Here is an 18,085-nt window from a genome sequence, read left to right on the forward strand (position 1 = left end):
GCGAGGCTGAAATGGCTCTGTTGCAACGTCTTTGGCGCTTCTATAGTGCCCATCAACACTTGTTGTTAATCCTCTTGTGCCTGTTTCTGGTGCTGGGCAGTGGCAGTCTGATGATGATCCGCAGCATCAGGGCCGGCGCTGGCTTCTGGGATCTGAGCCATGTTTATCTCGGGCTCCTGTGCGTACCTTTGTCGCTGACATTTCTTGTGAGCAACTGCACCTCGGGCCGCTGGCGCCAGTATTTCAGCCTGTTTATCGGTGATTGGCGTCAGATAGGCGCCGATATCGGCGGCTTGTTTAAAGGCAAGTTACCGGTCGCCGGAGGCAAGGGGCTGTTCAGCCTGATAGAAGGGCTGGGGATGTTGCTGCTGCTGGGTGTGACCCTGACCGGCCTGCTCTGGTATTTGACCCAAGGCTCCAGTGATGCGCTGTTCTGGCGAGGCTGGCACAAACATCTGGCTCACGGTTTTATTGGCTTTTTGATAGTGCACGCCATCTGTGCCCTCAGTCACCTGCTTGACTTCTTTCGTCAGTAGGGCGCTTAAAGTAAAAAGCTTTGACAATAAAAATGCCGCTTAACAGCGGCATCTTTATCTGACTTATTTACGCAGTTCACGCCTGAGTATCTTGCCGACCGTGCTCTTGGGCAGTTGGGCGACAAACTCTATCACCTTGGGCACCTTGTAGGCCGCGAGCTCCGCTCGGCAGTGTGCCTCTATGGCTGCTTGAGCCTTGGTGGCATCGACCTCAGGTTTGAGCACTATTACCGCCTTGACGGCTTCACCGCTGCGCTCATCTTCAACACCGATAACCGCGCATTCAAGTACCAACTCACAGCGGGCCAGCACGTTTTCGACTTCGTTGGGGTAAACATTGAAGCCGGAAACGATAATCAGATCTTTCTTGCGATCCACTATGCTGTGATAGCCATCTTCACTCTCAATGGCGATATCTCCTGTCTTGAAGAAGCCATCCTCTGTCATCACAGCCGCAGTTTCATCGGGCTTTTGCCAGTAACCACTCATCACCTGAGGGCCGCGCACCGCCAGTTCACCGGCTTGACCCGGTGGCAGCGGCTGGTCATTGCCATCGAGAATTTGCACTTGAGTCTCAATAACCGGTTTGCCTATGCTGCCCAGACGTTCCAGTCCTGGCGCGTTGAGGGAGATAACCGGCGAGGTTTCACTCAGGCCATAGCCTTCAGATATGGTGCAGCCAGTGGTTTGTTGCCAGAGTTTGGCCGCCGCTTCGGTGAGGGCGGTACCGCCTGAAATAGTGATCTTCAGATGGGAGAAGTCCAGTTCACGGAAGGCTTGCTGGTGGCACAGACCGACAAAAAGGGTGTTGAGCCCGGCAAATCCGGTAAAGGGATATTTGGCTAAGGTCTTGATCAGCGAGGCTATGTCCCTCGGGTTGGGAATAAGTACTGTCAGAGCGCCGCGCTCGAAGTAGAGCACCAGATTCACCAAAAAGGCGTAAATATGGTAGATGGGCAGCGGGGCGACGAAGATCTCTTCCCCCTGTACCAGGTTGGCGCCGATACGGGATTCACATTGCAGGGCGTTGGCAATCAGGTTTCTGTGGCTGAGCATGGCCCCCTTGGAAAGGCCTGTGGTACCGCCCGTGTATTGCAGCGCCACCAAATCGTCCAGAGTCAGCTTTACTTCGCTGAATTCCAGCTGACGTCCCAGCTCAAGGACCTTGGTGAATTCGATATTTTTCAGGCCGGTTCTGGGCTGAATTTGCGGCTCGATAAGATCCAGCTGGTGGGTGGAAATCACGGTTTCAATCGGGGTGCTGGCAACGACTTTAGCCAGAATGGGCAAGAGATCTGACAGTACCACCAGCGCCTTGGCGCCGGAATCCTTGAACTGATGGATCAATTCCCGCTCGGTATACAGGGGGTTGGTATTCACCAGCACCAGGCCTGCGCGAATTGCGCCATAGGCAGCAATAACGAACTGGCTGATATTGGGTAGCTGGATGGCGATGCGATCGCCGACTTGCAACTGGGTGTTGTGTTGCAGGAAAGCGGCAAAGGCGCGTGAGTCCCTCTCCAGTTCCCGAAAGCTGATGGCCTTGCCGAGGCAGGCAAAGGCGCTCTTGTCGCCGTAACGCTCACAACTACTGACTATCATATCTGCAAGAGAGTCATAGCGGGAAAAATCCAACTGAGTCTGGCTATCGTATACCTGATTCTGTATCACTCTAGTCATCACCTTTTCCTTTGGGATTTGTTATTGTTATTTGGTTTTGAACGCTTATTTAGCCCTGATATTAATTCTGGCCCCTGTCTCCCCCGAAACTTTCTGCGCTGTGCTGAATGCTGCGCCAAAAAGTTTTGCAACGATCTGGATTCAGGTTAGAGGCAAAGCGCGGCCAAGGCAATGGTGGCGAATGAAAAATCCTGTTCAATAAATGGGTTAATCGACTGTAATTAAGGATAAAAACATGCAGCAACTGCGGATAAAGTTTATTTCCGGTAGCCTGAGAAAAGGCTCGTTCAACACCCGTCTAGCCCATTATGCCGCCGCCGTGGCCGCCGAGCTGGGACTGGAGTCTGAGGTGCTGACACTGAATGCGTTTCCCATGCCCCTGCTCAATCAGGATGACGAGGCCGAATTTGGCGCCCCCGAAGCTGCCGTGGCACTCAAGGGCAAGCTGTTGCAGAGCGATTGTCTGGTGCTGGTGTGCCCCGAGTACAATGGTTCCATAACTGCGGCATTGAAAAATGCCATCGATTGGCTGTCCCGCCCGGCAACTCAGCCCGCGGGCAATGTATTTGCCGGTAAATGGGTGGCCCTGATGGCGGCAAGCCCGGGAGCACTCGGAGGGCTCAGAGGCTTGACCCCGGTCCGCGAGCTGATGTTCAACCTGGGGGCGCTGGTATTGCCCGAGCAGTTGGCGCTTGCCAAGGCTCACGAAGCCTTTACCGAAGATGGTTCTCTGCTGGGAGATTACCAGCAGAGCAAGGTGAAAAGTATACTGCAGGGGCTGATTGCCCAGCAGAGCAAAGGCTAAAAAGCGGGCGGCGAAGCAGGGTGAAACACTTCGCCGCCCTGAGGCAACTCAAGGGGCAAAAAATACCGACTTCTGGCTGACGCTATTATCTGGTGCATCGGCCTCGGTCACTTTAAACAGCAGATTGCTGCGATTGTTGTCGATTTGCGCCACAGGCACAGTCAGGGTCAGCGGCAATTCATACTGCTCGCCGGCGGCGATGTGAACGCTATTGGTCGACAACTTATAGGGCAGGGCGCCGCTGATCTCTATCTGGTAGTGCTTATCCTGCTGGGTCTTATTGCGTATTTTCAGCAGATAGCTGTTTTCTATGCCGTCATCCAGAGTTTCCCGGTACAGGCTCTGGCGGTCGCGGATCACATTGAGCGTGATGGGATCCCGCGAGTAGATATCCAGCCCCATGGTGCAGAGTATCGCCAGCAAGGCGGCGCCATAGCCGATAAAGCGTTTACGCTGCCACAGTGGCGGAGTTTGCCCGGTCAGTGACTCTTCACTGGTATAGGAGATGAGCCCGGGGCGATAACCAAACTTGCTCATGGTCTGATCGCAGGCATCGACGCAGGCGCCACAGTTGATGCATTCATATTGCAGGCCGTTACGAATATCTATCCCGGTGGGACACACCTCGACGCAGAGATTACAGTCGACACAGTCGCCAAGCTCTGTGGCTTGCTTGCGCTTTCTTGGGCCACGGCTTTCACCTCGCTGGGCATCATAGGTCACTGTCTTGGTGAAGGAATCGAACATGGCTGATTGGAATCTGGCGTAGGGGCAGCAGTGCAGGCACATCTGCTCACGCATCCAACCGGCATTGAGATAGGTACACAGGGCAAAAAAGTACACCCAGGCGCTATCCCAAAAACCGGCGGAGAAGGTAAAAATCTCCGGATACAGCTGCTTGGCCGGTACAAAGTAGGCGATAAAGCCACAGCCGGTGATCAGAGACATTAACATCCACAGCAGATGTTTGCCGCCGCGCTTGCCGGCCTTACTGACCGTCATGGGCGAGGCATCCAGCTTGATCCTCTGGTTACGGCTGCCTTCCAGCTTCTCTTCTACCCAGGCAAAGCCGAACGTCCAGGCGGTTTGCGGGCAGAGATAACCACACCAGACCCGGCCCCAAAACAGGGTCACAAAAAACAGTGCAAAGGCGGCGGCGATAAAGAACCAAGCCAACAGGGTAAAATCCTGGGGCCAGAGGCTGCTGCCAAAAAAGTAAAACTGTTGATTGGCCAGATCGAACCAGATGGCCTGTCGTCCCTGCCAGTCGATAAAGGGCAGTAACAGAAACAGGGCTATCAACAGGGCGTTGAGGCCGCTGCGCCAACGTTGAAAATAACCGCGTTGGCTACGAAAGTGGATTTTGCCACCCTTGTGGCTGCTTTTCTTGTCTTGGGGGGAGGGGATAAAAGTGACCGGAATCGCTTCCGATGACTGTCTTGCCTGTTGAACCATGCTACTTCCTGAATGACGACTGACACACGGCTAGGCAATGGCAAGAGGCGTGCCAGTTAAAATGCATGTTTAACTTATTGATTCATATCTAATATTGTTTCATTGGGATAAATAAAAGCTCACGACATAGCGTGAGTTGGCGATATATCGTGACTTTTGTGGGTTTTGGTTTTCAGCCTAGGCTTCAACTGCCCTGGCGGCGGATCCCCAGCTTTTGCATCCGGGATCTCAAGGTGCTGGGGGGCACTCCAAGACTGTTGGCCGCGCCCCTTGGGCCGGATATTCGCCATTGGCAGGCGTCCAGTGTCGCCTTGATATGGGCCGCTTCCACTTCGGCCAGGGTCTGACCCACGGCCGGCAGCGGCGTATCGCTGGGCAAGGGAGCGAGATGCAGTATCGGCTCACGGGCAAGAATGGCTTCCCGTTCCAGCAGGTTTTGCAATTCACGCACATTCCCCGGCCATTGATACTGCATCATCCGCCGCAGACTATCGCCATCAACCCCCGCCAGCGGTTTACCCAGTTTCAATGACAGGCTCTTGAGCAGTTGTTGCACCAGCTCAGGGATATCTTCCCGCCGCTGTCTCAGTGCCGGAACCTTGAGCGGAAAGACATTGAGCCGGTAGAAGAGATCCATCCGGAACAGGCCTTGCTCCACCCGCTGCTGCAGATCGTGATGAGTGGCGGCGATCAGCCGAATGTCCACCTTGATACTGTCACTGCCGCCGACGCGTTCAAACTCCTGCTCCTGAATAACCCGCAGCAGCTTGGACTGAGCCTCGAGACTGAGCTCGGCCACTTCATCAAGGAACAGGGTGCCTCTATGGGCCAGTTCGAAGCGTCCCTTGCGCCGCTGGCTGGCGCCGGTAAAGGCACCTTTCTCATGGCCGAACAGCTCACTCTCCAAGAGTCCGGCAGAGAAGGCGGCGCAGTTGACCGAGATCATAGGTTTGTCTTTGCGGCTGCTGAGCCGGTGCAACTGGCGGGCGACCAGCTCCTTGCCTGTGCCGTTTTCCCCTTGGATCAATACGGTACTGTCGGTATTGGCCACCAGGCGCAGCTGTTTGAGCAGGGTTTGGATCATCGGGCTGTTACCGGCGATCTGCTGGCTGCCCGTCTTGTCTTCCAGCTCGGCCTGCAGCCAGGAGTTTTCCGAGGCCAGCTGTTCCGACAGCGCCTGCACCTGTTCCAGCGCCTGACGCAGCGACAACTCGGTTTGCTTTTGCAGACTAATGTCGCGAAATATCGCTACTACACCCTTGAGCTTACCGTCCTGCCACACAGGCGTGGAACTATAGTGTACGGGAAAGCAGCTGCCGTCCTTGCGCCAGAAGACCTCTGTGGTGATTTCTCTGGCTTTACCATCTTTAAGCGTCTGATAGATTGGGCAATCTTCGTGGGGGTAGACACTGCCATCGGCGTGGCTGTGGTGGTGAAAGTCGTGGATCTTGCGCCCCAATAGCTCGGCGGCGCTCCAGCCGGTCATCTTCTCGGCGGCCGGGTTGATAAAGACGGCATTACCTTTAAGATCAAAACCATAAATGCCTTCACTGACGGCATTGAGCAAGAGGCGGTTTTCGGGCAAAAAGCTGTTTGAGTCAGACAAGGGCGGCTCCTTCGGCACTGATGACTGCGCCAGTATAGAGCCGCTTACAGGGCTTGTCAGTACGAATGCACGATATATCGTGCCTTAATGGCGGGCTTGAACATGAGCCAGTACCTTGAGCAGATCGTTGACCGTCAGGACACTGGGCATTACGACCCCTTCGGGCACGGCCGGGCCATGGATGCGGTTATAAGGCACCCCGGCAACGCCCTGGGAGCTGAGATAGTTGGATACCGCCGGGTTGGGCTTACTGAGGTCGCCACGCATCAATACAATATTCGGCTCGGCCAGCGCCCTGACTATCTGCTCCCTATGGAGCACATTGGCCTTGTTGGCCTGGCAAATCAGGCACCAATCGGCACTCACATCGACAAAGACAGTCTTGCCTTCGGCCACCAGAGCCGGGATTGATTGACTGTCTAGGGGCCGCCAGCGCAGTTCCCGGTAAGCCTCGTAATCTTCACCGCGATACACAAAGCTGACCACGGCGGCGACACAAAAAGCCATTCCCCCCAATACCAGGATCACCGCCATGGGGATCTTGGCGCCGCGGCGTTTTTTGATTAGCAGCAGCACAATCACCGCTATCAGGCTGAGCAGAGCCAATATGCTGAGAGTAAGTATCATCCGGGCCTCAATGGGTTTAGGGAGCTATATGGGCGCTCAGTATAGTCAGCAAGCCTTAAAACTAATTGAAAATTGGCGGCTCGAAAGCGCTGGCTTCATAGAGTATATTGACCAACCTATTGCGAAAGGTGCTTGTTCTATATGAGGCCGGTGTTTGCACAAGACAGGGCAAAATGGTGTGTTTCATTGAGGGGGAACAATGAATTGGAGTGATTGGTTGGGACTGGTGGCTATCTCGTGTCTGGGGGCCATGTCACCTGGGCCTAGCCTGGCCATGGTGGTGCGTCACACCTTGGGAGGCGGGCGCAGTCGGGGCATTACCTGCGCCTGGGCGCATTCTTTGGGGATAGGTGTTTACGCCTTTATCACTCTGCTGGGTTTGGCTGTGGTGCTGAAACACACCCCTTTGCTGTTTAACGGCATCGCCATCTTGGGGGCGCTCTATCTCGCCTGGCTTGGGATTCAGGCGCTGCAATCCAAGGGTGGAATGCAGCAAAAACTCAGTGCCGGCAAGCCGACGAGCATGTTGACAGCTGCCCGGGACGGCATTGCCATTTCGTTGTTTAACCCGAAAATTTTGCTGTTTTTCCTGGCCTTGTTCAGCCAGTTTGTCGCCGCCGCCGATAGTCTACTGGGACGAGGCATCATAGTCTTGACCCCCATGCTGGTGGATGGCCTCTGGTACACCCTGATAGCCTTCCTGTTGTCTCAACCCAAAGTGTTGCCCAAGTTGAGAGAAAAGGCGCAATGGATTGACCGCCTCAGCGGCTTAGTGCTTATCCTGTTGGCCGGGCGGGTGATCTATTCACTGCTGTGACTGCAATGCCTGCTCGAGATGTTCCCTAAGGGCAATAACCAAAGGACTGAGCTGACGTCTGTCGGCGCAGAGCATATTGAGTGGCGCTTCTTCGCCGCGCCACTCGGGGCAGAGTTGCAGCAGTTGACCGTTTCTCAGCTCTTCGCTGATATCGAGCCGCGACTTGTAGGCTATGCCTTTGCCTGCCACGGCCCAGCGCCGCACCAACTCGCCATCATCGGCGACTCTATCGCCTTTGACCTGCACTGTGATTTGGCCCGACTGTGATTGAAAATGCCACCTGCTGTGAGTCGCATCGGCCAGCATAAAGCACAGGCAGTTGTGCTTTGCCAGTTCCTCCGGGCTGCCCGGCGCACCGAACCTGGCAATATAGTCAGGAGAGGCGCACAACACCCTGTCATTTTGACGGCAAAGCGGCAGTGCGATAAGCGCCGAGTCGGCCGGAAGCCCGTAGCGGATCACTATGTCGACGGGTTGGCGGTAGATATCCGTCAGGCGATCGCTTATCTGCACCCTGATACTCACCTGCGGGTGGCGTTCCATAAATTCATCCAATATCGGCAGCAAACGGTTGCGACCGAGATCCGATGGCAATGACAACTGCAACTTGCCCTTGAGCAGGCTCTGACCTTGTTGAATCGCCTGAAAACCATCGTCGAGAATATTCAGGGCTTCATTGCAGTGCTGCAGAAAGATTTCACCTTCCTGTGTCAGACGCAGGCTGCGGGTAGAGCGAACAAAGAGTACAGTGTTGAGTTGGGCCTCGAGGCGCTTGATGGCGGCGCTGGTAGCGGCCGGAGTCAGATCAAGCAGTTGTGCCACCCGCGACAGGCTGCCCTGTCTGGCGGTTTCGCTGAATATTTTCAAGTCCTGCAATGCTCGTATCATATGCGCTTCCCGGTAGTTGTTCCCTGCTGTTACCCCAGCTGTTATTTACGCCTGTAATCAACAGATATTCAAATAAATTTTGAAAGTGTCGCGGGAGAAAGGAAAGGGCAGAGACGGTGATGCGCTGACGGGACCGAGAAGGGTAAAGCCGAAATGGTGTAATAGTGCGGGGACACAGGCCCCCGCAGTTGTCAGGAAACTCAGATCTTGAATTGCTGCACGGCGTTGCCTGCCGGTTCGGCAGCATCTTCGCTGTTGACCACTGGAGGGTTGGCAATGTGATCTTCCAGGTTGTCATCCAGCATGTCGCGATATTCGGCGGTAAACCACTCAAGAGCATTGGCTTTTTCGGCGCCCAGATCGGCAGACTTGATAGCGGCTTCAAAAGCATTGAAGCGGGCGGCGGCAAATCTCAGGGCGGTGCCGACTTTACCTACGTCGCCTTCTTGCTGGGTCAGCTCATTGGCGAGGGCGATAAACTGATCTGCTAACTGGAATATGGTGGTTTGGTTGTTGTCGTCTGACATACTATATTCGCTCTTGCTAAGCCAAAGATTGAGGGCCGATTCTAACCTAAAAAGGCGCTGTGCCAAGGAAAAATATTGGCGATTGGGATCTGAATCCCCGTGCCTGCTTGCCAAGATCCTGGCATTTGGGCAAAAAGTCGCTTCAACAGTGGCTGCAGTTGCTGTCACTCAATTCTGTGTCCTTGGCTTACTCCTCAATAGGTTGGCTTGAAAAATCGACTCAGGTTCCTTTGAATCCAGGCCACAGAGCCAACACTCGGCGCTTGTATCCCGCAGTCGGCACTCTTAAGCTATGGCCTCTTTTACACAGAGGATTATCACCATGGCGCACCCCACTGACTGGCAGGCATTTATCGCCGCTGAACAACAGGCCCCTTACTTCCAGCAACTCAGTGAGTTTGTTGCCGCGGAGCGCGCCGCCGGCAAGGCTATCTTTCCTCCTGAGGACGAGGTATTCAGCGCCTTTGAGCTGACACCACTGGACAAGGTGAGAGTGGTACTTATAGGTCAGGACCCTTACCATGGCCCAGGTCAGGCTCATGGCCTGTGTTTCTCGGTTAAACCCGGGGTGAAGACGCCACCTTCGCTGGTCAATATGTATAAGGAACTGGCGACCGACATCTCAGGATTCTCAATCCCGGATCATGGCAATCTGCTGAGCTGGGCCAAGCAAGGAGTCTTGATGCTCAACACTGTGCTGACGGTGGAGCAGGGCAAGGCGCACTCCCATGCCAAGGCGGGCTGGGAAACCTTCACCGACAGGGCGCTGCAACTGCTGGATCAGCGTGAAGAGCCGATTATTTTTGTCCTCTGGGGCAGCCATGCCATTAAGAAAGGCAAGCTTATCAAGGCGCCGCAGCACAAAATCTTAAGCGGCCCGCATCCTTCGCCTCTGTCAGCCTATCGCGGCTTCTTTGGCTGCGGCCATTTCTCGGCCATCAATCAGCAGTTGAAACAGTGGCAGCAAGCCGAAATAGATTGGCAGGTTTAGAGAAGGGGCTTATTTCGCACTTTCTTCGCACTTTCCTTAGCTAGAGGGATAGCGGCTATTTCACAGTATCAAGCAGAAACCTGGGTTGCTGCTCGATACTGTGGATTGAATTGCCTTAGACCTTGAACTGAGCTGTGGTGACACCAAGCTGATTCGCCAGTCCCAGCAAGCTGCGGGTGCTTATGGCCACTTGGCTGATGGCGGTGCTGTTTTCCTCGGCCGCGGCACTGAGGCCGGAAATCCCTTTGGCCAGGGTTGCCGATACCGTCGTTTGTTCCTCGGCTGCCGTAGCCGTTTGGCTCATCAAGGACTTGAGTGTCTGCAGCCGGTTACTGATATCATCGACCGCTTCACGCATGCCTTCGGCTTTCTCGGCGGTAGAGGCGGCTTCATCGCTGCAGGTTTGACTGTGGCTGACCAAAGAACCGGATTGGCGCTGGATCCCTTGCAGTACATTGCCTATATCCTGGGTGGCTTCCTGCACCTTGACCGCCAACTGACGTACCTCGTCGGCAACCACGGCAAAACCGCGACCGTGTTCACCGGCTCGGGCCGCCTCAATGGCAGCATTGAGCGCCAGCAGATTGGTCTGTTCGGCAATGCTGTCTATCACTTCAAGCACAGTGCCGATTTTCTGGCTGTCCTGTTCCAACGAGTTAACCTCTTTGTGGATCTCGGCAAAGTTGTTGAGGGTGACTTCCAAACTGGCGCGGGTATGATCCAGGTTTTGCCTCAAGGTTTCACTGGCGACCTGACAGGCGTTCACTTCATCGGCCGCGTGGGCAGTATTCTGGCCCACTTCGGCGGCGGCATAGCTCATCTCTTCCACCGCAGTTGCCAGCATGTCGGTTTCCTTGGCCTGAAGTTGAATGCTGCAATCGGCCTGGGTGATGGCGGCTGAATTTTGCTCTGCTGCCGATTCCAGCTCCTGTCCCATACCTATGAGCTGGGCGATGATCTCCCTGAGCTTGCTCTGCATTCTGGCCAACCAGCTCATTAGATGGCTGTCGCTCTGTGCTACTTGCAGCGTGCTGGTGAGATCGCCGGATGCTATCACTGAGGTGAGCTGACACATGTCGGCAGGCTCGCCTCCCAAGGGGCGCAGTACAAAGTTGCTGACCAGCTTGGCTGCCAGCAGTGCCAGCACTATGGCGCCGAGGCACACCATGGCACCGACATAAACCATATGCAGCGCCGGTGCTGCGACTTCGGCCTGATCGATTTCAGCCAAGAGCGCCCAACGAACCCCGAAGGCATCTATGGGAGCATAGGATGAAACCACTGGATTGCCTTTGTAATCCTTGAGCTGCATGACACCGCTTTGCCCCTTGAGCGCTTGTTCCACCGCTTGGGTATCTATGCCATTTTGCCTGACTGTACCGGCAAAAGAGGCTTTGACTGTGCGATTGACCGGGTCGAGAAAGGAGTCGGAGCGCATGCGCTTGTCGGCACCCACCAGATAAGTTTCACCGCTTTGGCCCATACCCTCGCGAATTTGCATCACCCCATTGATCCTGTCGATGGAGAGCTGGGCGGCAACCACCAAGGGGCGGCCCTGATATTGAATGCTCTTGCCGATAAAGGCTGCCGCTTCATTGCCCGAGGGGGCATAAGGGCTGAAATCGGCCATCACAGTTGCGCCGTTGCTGTTGATAGCGCTTCTGAACAGGCGGCCGAGACCTGAATCTGCATAAGGCCCGGTTCGCAGGTTACTGCCCCAGTCGGCTTCATGGGTCACAGTGTCTTTCACCAAGCCTGAGTCTTCGATGATGAAAATATCGTAGAAGCCCAACTCTTTGTTGAGGGCTTCCAGCATGGGGCGGGACTGGCCGAGACTGTTGAGTGATTCACTGTTTTGGATCACGGCCGCGATTGCATCCAGATTGTTGCCGAAGTTGGCAAACATGGCATCGAGCTGGCGCTCTTTGATCTCTCTGACGGCCAGCAGCCTTTCTTCGGCCTGATTATAGAGCTCATCTTTGGCGAGCCAACTGACCAATGCCGTTGCCAGCACTAAAGGAACCAGCACGATAAGCAGACTGATAAGCTTGATTTTGGTGGTAAAGCGCATAGGTTGACTCCCTGTCAAACGGCTGAGAGAACAGCATCCAATTCCATTCGATGTGACACAGCACAAAAGTTTTTGGCTGCTTAAAATTTAGAACAGGAGTGAGCAAGCGGCCAAAAATTTATTGTGTAAATTTTCGCCTTGGGAGTAACGCTATCCTGCCAGTCGCTGATCGCCTTTAAGCAATTGCTGTTGCAAATCTTTTAATTGTGATCTCCATCCATTGCCAAAGTGGGTGGAGAAAGGTAATTTTTAGCGTTATATAATTTTGTATATAGCGATTGGCGGCGAGGAAAAACAAGATTGGATAGAAGGAGTGTTATCAAGGCCGGCTTAAGTCTTGGGTTGTTGGTTTGTTTCCCTGCGCTGGCCAATCCTGCGCTGGCCAATCCTGTGCTGGCCTATGGGACTGAGCCGAATCCAAACGGACAATTGGCGCTGCCGCCGGCTGCAGATATCAAGTGGGTGGTCAGTGCCGGCGGGCCGGCGGACCTGCTGTTGTTGGCCTTGAGTCCGGAAAAGCTGCTCGGTTATGCCCACCTCAAGCCAGCCTTGTTACAACAGCATGGCTTTGCTCCAAGCCTGTGGCAAAAGCCGAGACTGGGCCGTTTGGTGGGCCGTAATGCCAGCCTTTCGCTGGAAAAGCTGATGACTCTGGATGCGGATCTTGTCGTCGACTATGGCAACCTCAGCCAAAACTACTTATCTATGGCGCAAAAGGTGGAACGCATCAGCGGCGTGTCGTTTCTGCTGCTCGATGGTTCACTCACAGACACCCCGGCGCAATTGAGAAAACTGGGGCAGGTACTGGGAGCCAACGAGCGGGCAGATTTTCTTGCAAAGCGCACGGCCGAAATACTCAGTGATGCCAGAGAGTTTGGCCTTAGCCAGGAAGAGCCCATCTCTTTTTATTTCGGCCGCGGTGCGACGGGCCTTGAAACCGGGGTCACAGGTTCCATTCACACCGAAGCCATAGAACAGCTTGGGCTTAAGAATGTCGCCAAGGCCGGTGACTATCGCGGTTTGGCCAAAGTTTCTTTGGAGCAATTGATGGCCTGGGAGCCTGAGCTAATCATCAGCCAGGATCCCGCCTTTATCCGCCATATTCGCCAAGATCCTGTCTGGGGCACGCTGGCGGCGGTACGCAACAAGCGGGTCTATTGGTTGCCGAACAAGCCCTTTGGTTGGATTGACTCGCCGCCGGGAATAAACCGGCTGTTGGGCATGAGTTACCTTAGGTTGCTGTTGTCCGGCGCTGATGAGCAGGCCAAGCAAGCATTGGTGAAGGATTTCTACCGCGATTTTTACCACAGTGAGCTTAGCGAGGAGCAGGCGGCCAATCTGCTGCGCCCCGAATGAACGACAGAATCAAATACCCACTGGCGACCGGAATTTGTCTCAGCATTCTGTGTTTTGCCGCAGCCAGTGGCCAGTATCCTCTCAGTCTGGCGCAGCAGGGGCAGGCGCTTTGGCATGCCATCGGTGGCGATGTGGCCGCCCTGGACAGCAAGAGCATCAGTGTCTTTTGGCATTTGCGGCTGCCCAGAATTTTGGTGGCGCTTATGATTGGAGCCGGTTTGGCCGCCAGCGGCGCAGCCTATCAGGGAATGTTTCGTAACCCTCTGGTATCACCTGATATTCTGGGCGTTTCTGCCGGGGCCGGTCTGGGCGCCGTATTGGGCATTTATCTGGACTTATCGGTTTACAACATCCAGCTGTTTGCCTTTCTCGGTGGTTTGCTGGTGGTGGCTCTGGTTTGTCTGCTGGCGCGGCTCAGTCGTCAGGGCGATCCTGTGCTGTCTTTGGTTCTGGTGGGCATAGCTATTGGCGCCTTGTGCGGCGCCGGTATTTCATTGATGAAATTGTTGGCCGATCCCTACAGTCAGCTGCCTTCCATTACTTTCTGGCTGATGGGCGGGTTGTCGGATATCACTCTGGAAGATCTCAAGTCCAGCCTGCTGCCCATGATACTGGGATTGGTGCCGTTAATGCTGCTGCGCTGGCGTATGAATCTGTTAAGCCTGGCCGACGATGAGGCCAGCAGCCTCGGGCTCAACATAGCGAAAACCCGGCTGATATTTATTCTGGCGGCCACACTGCTGACTGCGGCGGCGGTATCCATCGCCGGCATTATAGGTTGGCTCGGGCTGGTGGTGCCGCATATCGCTCGTATGCTGGTGGGCGCCGATTTCAGAAGGCTGTTGCCCATGTCCATGCTGCTGGGCGCCTTTATGTTGCTGCTGACCGACACCCTGGCCCGCACTCTGGCGCCGATTGAGCTGCCGCTGGGGATTTTAACCGCCTGCATAGGCGCGCCCTTCTTTATGTTTTTGCTGCTGAGGGGCGGAGGCCGGGGCCAATGATAGCCAGCATGCAAGGCGTCACAGTGGGCTATGCCGGTAAGCCTTTGCTGGCTAATGTAGAGCTTTGCTTACCGGAAGCTGAAATCGTCTGTTTGCTCGGCTGTAATGGCAGCGGCAAGACCAGCTTATTAAAAACATTGCTTGGCTTGCTGGTGCCGCTTGCCGGTGAGATAAAGATAGCCGGCAGGCAAATTCATCAATGGTCGCAGCGCGAGCTGGCACAACAGATGGCCTATGTGCCACAGGCACAGTTGAGCCGTTTTTCCTTTCGGGTGTTGGAAATGGTGCTCATGGGCTGCCAGTCGCGGCTGGGACTGTTTGCCGTGCCCGGCGCGAATGAGCAGAAGCGGGCGCTGGCGGTCTTGAAACAACTGGATATAGCTCACCTGGCCGATTGCGCCATGGATCAGATAAGCGGCGGCGAGCGCCAGCTGGTGTTGATTGCCAGGGCCTTGCTGCAATCTCCAAGATTGCTGGTGATGGATGAACCGGCCGCCAGCCTGGATTTCGGTAATCAAATCAAGTTGCTGGCTCAGGTTAAACGACTCAAACAGCAGGGAATCGCAGTATTGATGTCGACTCACCATCCGCGTCATGCCGAGCTGTTGGCCGACAGTGTGGCGCTGGTGGAACCCGGTCATGGCCTGAGACAAGGCGCAGTGGCCGGGCAGTTACAGGTATCGGGACTGGCGCAGCTCTATGGCGTCAGTGAGTCTGCGATTGCCGAGCACCTTTAAGGTGCCGGCTGAGGGTTAAATCTTAAGCAAGGTGATTTCATGATAATAGAAGAGCTGGACTTTGCCGCCATGTACCGCGAGCACCTGCAAAGGGCGGAACGCACCCATAAGAGTGCCGAACATTGGGACAAACGGGCCGAGAAGATGGCCGAAAACTGCGCCAGACCCAAGGACAGTTACTTGGAGGGCTTTTTCAAGCTGATGGATTTGAGTGATTGCGACACGCTTTTGGATATGGGCTGTGGCCCGGGCTCTGTGTGTCTGGGGCTGGCCGACAAGATGCAGGCCGTCTATGGCCTGGATTACAGCAGCGGCATGTTGGAAGTGGCCAAGCGCCGCGCCGATGCGGAAGGCTTGAGTAATGTCACTCTTATCCAAAGAGCCTGGGAAGATGATTGGAGCGACATCCCCGTGTGTGATATCGCAGTGGCGTCGCGCTCGACTCTGGTGGGCTGCCTCAAGAGTGCCCTGGAAAAGCTCAATCGCCAGGCCCGCAAGCGGGTTTATACCACTCATACCGTCAGCTCAACCTTTATCGATCCCGCCATTATTCAAGCCATAGGTCGTAAGCTAGTGACTCTGCCTAACTATCTGTATGCGGTGAATATTTTGCAGCAGATGGGCATTAAGCCCAAGGTGGACTTCATCGAGTCCAGTGGTTGCATGAACCAGGCCGAGAGTTACGCCCAGTTTGAAGACAACGTTGCCTGGTCGCTGGGGCCTCTGGATGACGCCGAAAAGCTGCGGTTGCAGGAGTATTACCAGAGTCATAAACAACAGGGCAAACCTCTGCGAACCGGCGATCGCAGCTGGGCCATGGTCTATTGGGATGTGATACCCCAGGCCTGAGTCAGAGTCTGATTAGTTATTGCCCGGACTCGCATCGAGCTCCGGGTATTTTTTTAATAATCAATATATAAAAAATTATACATCGATTGAATGTTGAAGGTCTGTAGTATGAAACCAAAGCACTATTACTCTATTCTGCCGCTGATGCTGGCTTCTCCGCTGGCGCTTGCCGATGGCAGCGTGGCTGAGTCTGAGAGTAAAAACGAAACCAAAATAGAAAGGATCAGTGTCTGGGGCAGCCCGGTTGCCGCCAATCAGGACAGCGTCAATCAAGACACCATCAAGATGCTGAACAAGCAAAACGTGGCCGAGGCGCTGAATATTATTCCCGGGGTCAGCCTGCAAAAATCCGGTCGTCGTAACGAGGTTCAGGTTAAGGTTCGGGGCTTTGACAGCAAACAGGTGCCGCTGTTTTTTGATGGGATCCCGATTTACATCCCTTATGACGGCAATCTGGACTTGGGGCGTTTTCTGGCGTCGGATCTGGCCTCGGTGGAAGTCTCCAAGGGGTATGCCTCTTTGCTGCAGGGGCCGAACATGATGGGCGGTGCCATCAACCTTACGACCCGCAGACCCAAGAAGAGCTTTGAAGCACAACTGAGCGCCTCCCAAGGCTGGGCCCGCGGAGAGGACAACGGTTATAGCCTGGATGCCAGTCTGGCCGGCGGCAATGATTGGGGCTTTATCCAATTGAGCGGCAACAAGCTGGACAAAGACTTTGTCGGCCTGTCCCACGACAACGACAACCCGATCGCCGGCAGCGACGGCAAACGCGTCAACTCGGCATACAGCGATAGCCGCGGTACCGCCAAATTTGGTCTGACTCCCAATGAAACAGACGAGTACATCTTTACCTATATCCGCCAGGAAGGGGAAAAGAACAGTCCGCCCTATGCCGGTACTGAAGCCGATATTCGCCCTACCTATTGGCAATGGCCGCAGTACGACAAACAGAGCTTTTACTACAGCGGCTATACAGAGTTCAGCCCTGGGGTTGTGCTGCACAGTCGCCTCTATCGCGATGAATTTGAAAACACCCTGAGGATATACAAGAGCCTGGAAAACCTGCAGCAACAAAAAGGCCCCTACAGTCATTATGACGATGCCAGCAATGGTGCCGGCCTGCAGCTCAGTATCGATATGCGCAAAGACGACATCTTGTCGTTTGCCGCTCACTGGAAGGAAGACCTGCACAAGGAGCAAGGGGAGCCTGACGGGGAGTTTGACAAGTACAAGGATAGAACCCTGTCGGCGGCAGTGGAGTATCAATGGGCACTGAGAGATAACCTGGATCTGGTAGGGGGCATCAGCTACGACTCCCGCAAGAGCCTTGAAGGCTACAAGCATGAAAAGGATGGCAGCCTGACCCGCTATGAAGACAACTCGCAGCACGCCTTCAACTGGCAAATGATGGCCCGCTATGAATTGGAAAACCTGGATACACTGCAACTGTCTCTATCCCAGCGCAGTCGCTTTCCGACGCTGAAAGAACGCTACACCACTTTCAGGCCCGCCTATGGCCAAACCGCCATAGTCAACCCGCATCTGGAGCCTGAGCGGGCGACCAACCTGGAGCTCAGTTATCAGGCAACTCTGGCCGCTAACTGGCAACTGGACAGCAGTGTCTACTATAACCGGGTGTCCGATGCGATTTTGACCCATAACATCACCCCGACACTTATCCAAAACCGCAACAGCGGCAGGGTAGATTACAGCGGGCTGGATCTGGGGCTTTATGGCGATCTCAGCGATTGGGCCAGTGTTGGCCTGAGCTACAGCTATATTCACGCCGATGTTGAGGATGAGCAGCTCGATGTTACCGGCCTGCCGGATCATCAACTCTTTGCCTGGGTTAAGCTGACTCCGCTGGAGGAGCTGGACATCATTCTGAGTCAGGAAGCTCGCAGCGACAGCCTCAGCAATTCAAATGGCAATCAGGTCGCCAGTGGTTTCGGAGTGACCGGCATTCGCTTCGACTACCGCATCTGGCAGGGGCTGAGTGTTAATGCCTCGGTCAACAATCTGTTTGACCGTAACTACGCCTATAGTGAGGGCTTCCCCGAGGAGGGACGTAACTATTGGCTGGGGGTGGAATACCGTTTCGGTCACTAAGCCTTTCAAGGAGGCAGAAAACAG

16 protein-coding genes are annotated in these 18,085 nt (G+C 54.8%); 9 read left to right on the forward strand and 7 right to left on the reverse strand.

Annotation, left to right across the window (positions count from 1 at the left end; all coding sequences use genetic code 11):
- Positions 1-11: 11 nt before the first annotated feature.
- Entirely contained in the window at positions 12-536 is a 525-nt protein-coding gene (locus ACWAU4_RS04450; protein ID WP_144159265.1) for a cytochrome b/b6 domain-containing protein, read from the forward strand.
- Between the two features lie 63 nt (positions 537-599).
- Here ACWAU4_RS04450 and ACWAU4_RS04455 read toward each other — a convergent pair whose 3' ends face one another.
- Positions 600-2,216, reverse strand: a complete 1,617-nt coding sequence (locus tag ACWAU4_RS04455; RefSeq protein ID WP_208125558.1) for an AMP-binding protein — start codon at positions 2,214-2,216, stop codon at positions 600-602.
- A gap of 235 nt (positions 2,217-2,451) precedes the next feature.
- Here ACWAU4_RS04455 and ACWAU4_RS04460 point away from each other — a divergent pair, with 235 nt between their 5' ends.
- A complete protein-coding gene (locus ACWAU4_RS04460) occupies positions 2,452-3,021 on the forward strand; it encodes an NADPH-dependent FMN reductase (RefSeq protein WP_208124243.1) in 570 nt (189 codons plus the stop codon).
- Positions 3,022-3,069: 48 nt separating this feature from the next.
- Here the strand turns inward: ACWAU4_RS04460 and ccoG are convergent, their stop codons facing one another.
- The 3 genes from ccoG to ACWAU4_RS04475 all read right to left on the reverse strand — a co-directional run bounded on the left by ccoG (position 3,070) and on the right by ACWAU4_RS04475 (position 6,709).
- Positions 3,070-4,476: a cytochrome c oxidase accessory protein CcoG gene (gene ccoG / locus ACWAU4_RS04465; RefSeq protein ID WP_028780223.1), complete on the reverse strand. Its 1,407-nt coding sequence runs from the start codon at positions 4,474-4,476 to the stop codon at positions 3,070-3,072.
- Positions 4,477-4,660: 184 nt separating this feature from the next.
- On the reverse strand, positions 4,661-6,115 hold the full coding sequence (locus tag ACWAU4_RS04470) for a sigma-54 interaction domain-containing protein (protein ID WP_208126093.1): 1,455 nt from the start codon (positions 6,113-6,115) through the stop codon (positions 4,661-4,663).
- Positions 6,116-6,166: 51 nt separating this feature from the next.
- Positions 6,167-6,709: a thioredoxin family protein gene (locus ACWAU4_RS04475; protein ID WP_208125559.1), complete on the reverse strand. Its 543-nt coding sequence runs from the start codon at positions 6,707-6,709 to the stop codon at positions 6,167-6,169.
- Between the two features lie 199 nt (positions 6,710-6,908).
- On the opposite strand from ACWAU4_RS04475, the gene ACWAU4_RS04480 reads away from it, so the two are divergent.
- On the forward strand, positions 6,909-7,526 hold the full coding sequence (locus tag ACWAU4_RS04480; RefSeq protein WP_208125560.1) for a LysE family translocator: 618 nt from the start codon (positions 6,909-6,911) through the stop codon (positions 7,524-7,526).
- Here ACWAU4_RS04480 and ACWAU4_RS04485 read toward each other — a convergent pair.
- Together ACWAU4_RS04485 and ACWAU4_RS04490 are read right to left on the reverse strand one after the other, a co-directional pair.
- Complete coding sequence (locus ACWAU4_RS04485; protein ID WP_028780220.1) at positions 7,515-8,414, reverse strand: LysR family transcriptional regulator; 900 nt, start codon at positions 8,412-8,414, stop codon at positions 7,515-7,517. The two genes, ACWAU4_RS04480 and ACWAU4_RS04485, sit on opposite strands and share 12 nt — an antisense overlap.
- A 200-nt stretch (positions 8,415-8,614) precedes the next feature.
- On the reverse strand, positions 8,615-8,941 hold the full coding sequence (locus ACWAU4_RS04490) for a DUF3144 domain-containing protein (RefSeq protein WP_028780219.1): 327 nt from the start codon (positions 8,939-8,941) through the stop codon (positions 8,615-8,617).
- Between the two features lie 322 nt (positions 8,942-9,263).
- Between ACWAU4_RS04490 and ung the strand changes: the two genes are divergently transcribed.
- Positions 9,264-9,932, forward strand: coding sequence for a uracil-DNA glycosylase (gene ung / locus ACWAU4_RS04495; RefSeq protein ID WP_208125561.1), 669 nt, complete (start codon positions 9,264-9,266; stop codon positions 9,930-9,932).
- A gap of 115 nt (positions 9,933-10,047) precedes the next feature.
- On the opposite strand, the gene ACWAU4_RS04500 is transcribed toward ung, so the two are convergent.
- Positions 10,048-12,003 (reverse strand): methyl-accepting chemotaxis protein, encoded by a 1,956-nt coding sequence (locus tag ACWAU4_RS04500; RefSeq protein ID WP_101058227.1) that lies wholly within the window; start codon positions 12,001-12,003, stop codon positions 10,048-10,050.
- 300 nt (positions 12,004-12,303) lie between these two features.
- On the opposite strand from ACWAU4_RS04500, the gene ACWAU4_RS04505 reads away from it, so the two are divergent.
- The 5 genes from ACWAU4_RS04505 (at position 12,304) to ACWAU4_RS04525 (ending at position 18,061) form a co-directional block, all read left to right on the forward strand.
- A complete protein-coding gene (locus ACWAU4_RS04505) occupies positions 12,304-13,359 on the forward strand; it encodes an ABC transporter substrate-binding protein (RefSeq protein ID WP_208125562.1) in 1,056 nt (351 codons plus the stop codon).
- Complete coding sequence (locus tag ACWAU4_RS04510; protein WP_208125563.1) at positions 13,356-14,363, forward strand: FecCD family ABC transporter permease; 1,008 nt, start codon at positions 13,356-13,358, stop codon at positions 14,361-14,363. Before ACWAU4_RS04505 ends, ACWAU4_RS04510 begins: the two co-directional genes overlap by 4 nt.
- Positions 14,360-15,100 (forward strand): ABC transporter ATP-binding protein, encoded by a 741-nt coding sequence (locus tag ACWAU4_RS04515; RefSeq protein WP_037436757.1) that lies wholly within the window; start codon positions 14,360-14,362, stop codon positions 15,098-15,100. Before ACWAU4_RS04510 ends, ACWAU4_RS04515 begins: the two co-directional genes overlap by 4 nt.
- A gap of 39 nt (positions 15,101-15,139) precedes the next feature.
- On the forward strand, positions 15,140-15,949 hold the full coding sequence (locus ACWAU4_RS04520) for a class I SAM-dependent methyltransferase (protein WP_093982245.1): 810 nt from the start codon (positions 15,140-15,142) through the stop codon (positions 15,947-15,949).
- Between the two features lie 108 nt (positions 15,950-16,057).
- The gene (locus tag ACWAU4_RS04525; RefSeq protein WP_208125564.1) at positions 16,058-18,061 is read left to right on the forward strand and encodes a TonB-dependent receptor plug domain-containing protein; all 2,004 of its coding nucleotides are present in this window, start codon (positions 16,058-16,060) and stop codon (positions 18,059-18,061) included.
- Positions 18,062-18,085 lie beyond the last annotated feature (24 nt).

The sequence above is a fragment of the Shewanella sp. FeAMO genome, assembly GCF_053653955.1.

Bases quoted from the DNA above. Each gene is read 5' to 3' on its own strand.
- ACWAU4_RS04450 (WP_144159265.1), top strand. From the start codon at position 12: ATGGCTCTGTTGCAACGTCTTTGGCGCTTCTATAGTGCCCATCAACAC.
- ACWAU4_RS04455 (WP_208125558.1), bottom strand. From the start codon at position 2,216: ATGACTAGAGTGATACAGAATCAGGTATACGATAGCCAGACTCAGTTG.
- ACWAU4_RS04460 (WP_208124243.1), top strand. From the start codon at position 2,452: ATGCAGCAACTGCGGATAAAGTTTATTTCCGGTAGCCTGAGAAAAGGC.
- ccoG (WP_028780223.1), bottom strand. From the start codon at position 4,476: ATGGTTCAACAGGCAAGACAGTCATCGGAAGCGATTCCGGTCACTTTT.
- ACWAU4_RS04475 (WP_208125559.1), bottom strand. From the start codon at position 6,709: ATGATACTTACTCTCAGCATATTGGCTCTGCTCAGCCTGATAGCGGTG.
- ACWAU4_RS04480 (WP_208125560.1), top strand. From the start codon at position 6,909: ATGAATTGGAGTGATTGGTTGGGACTGGTGGCTATCTCGTGTCTGGGG.
- ACWAU4_RS04485 (WP_028780220.1), bottom strand. From the start codon at position 8,414: ATGATACGAGCATTGCAGGACTTGAAAATATTCAGCGAAACCGCCAGA.
- ACWAU4_RS04490 (WP_028780219.1), bottom strand. From the start codon at position 8,941: ATGTCAGACGACAACAACCAAACCACCATATTCCAGTTAGCAGATCAG.
- ung (WP_208125561.1), top strand. From the start codon at position 9,264: ATGGCGCACCCCACTGACTGGCAGGCATTTATCGCCGCTGAACAACAG.
- ACWAU4_RS04500 (WP_101058227.1), bottom strand. From the start codon at position 12,003: ATGCGCTTTACCACCAAAATCAAGCTTATCAGTCTGCTTATCGTGCTG.
- ACWAU4_RS04510 (WP_208125563.1), top strand. From the start codon at position 13,356: ATGAACGACAGAATCAAATACCCACTGGCGACCGGAATTTGTCTCAGC.
- ACWAU4_RS04515 (WP_037436757.1), top strand. From the start codon at position 14,360: ATGATAGCCAGCATGCAAGGCGTCACAGTGGGCTATGCCGGTAAGCCT.
- ACWAU4_RS04520 (WP_093982245.1), top strand. From the start codon at position 15,140: ATGATAATAGAAGAGCTGGACTTTGCCGCCATGTACCGCGAGCACCTG.
- ACWAU4_RS04525 (WP_208125564.1), top strand. From the start codon at position 16,058: ATGAAACCAAAGCACTATTACTCTATTCTGCCGCTGATGCTGGCTTCT.